At 46.5% G+C, this 2,374-nt stretch carries 2 protein-coding genes; both read left to right on the plus strand.

The features are described 5' to 3' along the window. The coding region (locus VIP81_RS31540; RefSeq protein WP_331971521.1) for an ABC transporter permease at window positions 1-1,228 on the plus strand (1,228 nt) is incomplete at its 5' end. 277 nt (window positions 1,229-1,505) lie between these two features. Continuing rightward, the gene (locus tag VIP81_RS31545) at window positions 1,506-2,231 is read left to right on the plus strand and encodes a pirin family protein (protein ID WP_331971524.1); all 726 of its coding nucleotides are present in this window, start codon (window positions 1,506-1,508) and stop codon (window positions 2,229-2,231) included. Window positions 2,232-2,374: the final 143 nt, after the last annotated feature.

The raw sequence follows: 2,374 nt of genomic DNA on the forward strand, positions 1-2,374 counted from the left end.
AGTAGGTGTTATTGCTGGCTTTATACCCGCGCTGTTTTTTTCGAAAGTCAGTCCCATGAACGCATTCGGAAATGTTTCATCGGTAAAAATATTTAAACACCTGCCACTGAGGCGTGCTTTAGTGGTAATTCAATACACGGTGACACTGATCTTTATTACCACCACCGCCGTTGGCTATGTGCAGTATAAAAACATACTGGCATTCGACCTGGGATTCAGCACCACAAATATTCTGAACATCAATATGCTGGATAATAAACCCGACGTACTACTGAAGGAACTCAGTGAGATCCCGGAAGTAACTGCACTTTCCCGGTCGCTGATTACCACCGGCGTTGGGAATGCCTGGGGAGGTAATATGAAATACAAAGATTCAGGGGATTCGGCACTGGTCATGACCAACCACGTAGACGAAAACTATTTGCCGCTACATGATTATAAGCTGCTTGCCGGCGGCAATTTCATGGCCCGTCCTATCACACCCCAGGCGGCCACTGAGGTGATCGTTAATCAGCAGGCATTAAGGCGGTTTAACATCAGCGCCAACAATCCCGAAAAAGCCATCGGCGAACAGATTATATTGAATGGCCGCAAAATGACCATCGTTGGTGTAATGCAGGACTTTCACTATGGTAAAGTGGAAAACCTCATCGGACCAGTAGCCTTCACCTTCTGGACACCGGAAGACAGGGCCATCATCAGCGCCAAAATAAAAAGCAGCGACATGCCGGCCACGATGGCCAAAATCGAGTCCATATGGAAAATGGTTGATCGGGTGCATCCGTTTACTGCTGAATTTTATGAGCAGGAAATAGCAGATGCATACAGCGAATTTTCCACCATGATCAAGATCATTGGCTTCCTCTCGGTTTTAGCTATTTCCATCGCCTCCATGGGGTTATTCGGAATGGTGGTATTCACCACCGAAACAAGATTAAAGGAGATTGGCATCCGCAAAGTAATGGGCGCCAGCATTGCCAATCTTATATTCTTGCTGAGCCGCGGATTTCTATTGCTACTGTCGGTATCAGCACTGATTGCTTTGCCGGCAACTTACGTCTTCTTCCAAACCGTGGTGCTTCCTCATTTTCCCTATCATACACCCGTGCATTTCGCGGAGCTATTCGCCGGCTTGCTGGGGGTATTGGTGATCGCCTTCATTATGATCGGGACACAGACGTTGAAAGCGGCGAGAAGCAATCCGGTAGCGGTATTGAAGAGTGAATAAGGTTTGGCAATTTTTCACTATCAATGGCAATTGAATCCTGCCTACGCTTTTTGTTGCTCTGTCGGAGCAACAAAAAGCTTTTTTATAAATAGATGATCACTGCATACTTACCTTGCACAAACGCTCATAGATCTTTTCTTTCATCAGCCTTTCATTTTCCCATCCTGTAAAATTGACTACCAATAAATTTCTTAATATAGATTAAGTCGCTTTCTTAATGTACTTCATCGGCCGTATTCCTGCTATATCGGACATTTGTATAACAAAAGGCTTATTGATGGCACAATATATTTTACATAAAGCAGACAGCAGAGGGCATGATCATGCGGAGTGGCTGGATAGTAAAAAAACTTTCAGTTTTGCAGATTATTACAACCCGAAAAGAATGGGATTTGGTGCCTTGCGGGTGCTCAACGACGACACGGTGGCGGGCGGAAAAGGATTCGGTTCCCATCCGCACGATAACATGGAAATTATCAGCATCCCACTGGAAGGGAGCTTGCTGCATGAAGATAATGTGGGAAATAAAAAAGTGGTGACTGCAGGCCAGGTCCAGATAATGAGCACCGGCAGTGGCGTGTTTCACAGCGAATATAATTACAGCGATTCCCTGCCGGCGAAGTTTCTGCAGATATGGGTATATCCCGAAGCACTGAACACCGCCCCCGGATATACACAAATAGTATTGCCGGATGCGCTGCGGAGCAATCAACTATACGCGTTTATCAAACCCGATAGCGACGCGGCGACCACTACTATCCGGAAAGATACCTGGTTTAGTATCGGCACTTTTGATAAAGGCACGCAGGTTAACTATCCCGTACACAAGAGCGGAAACGGCGTGTATGCATTTGTTATCGCCGGAAGCTTTACGATCGATGGCAGGGAACTTCAGCCAAGAGATGGTCTGGGCGTGTGGGATACAGACAGCCTTACCATCGGCGCGCTCTCCGACCAGGCAGAATTATTACTGATGGAGGTACCAATGACGACTAATAAATGACCAAGCCATGGATAATACAATGATCAACATACTGGCAGTTGGCTACAATGTCCCTATCATGGAAGTAGTGGACCGGCTGATTAATAAGCACGGGAACTGGAAGGGCACTGTAGCACTGACAAGACAACAGGCGGCCATTAAGC

This window comes from Chitinophaga sp. (genome assembly GCF_036566945.1).
GTDB lineage: Bacteria > Bacteroidota > Bacteroidia > Chitinophagales > Chitinophagaceae > Chitinophaga.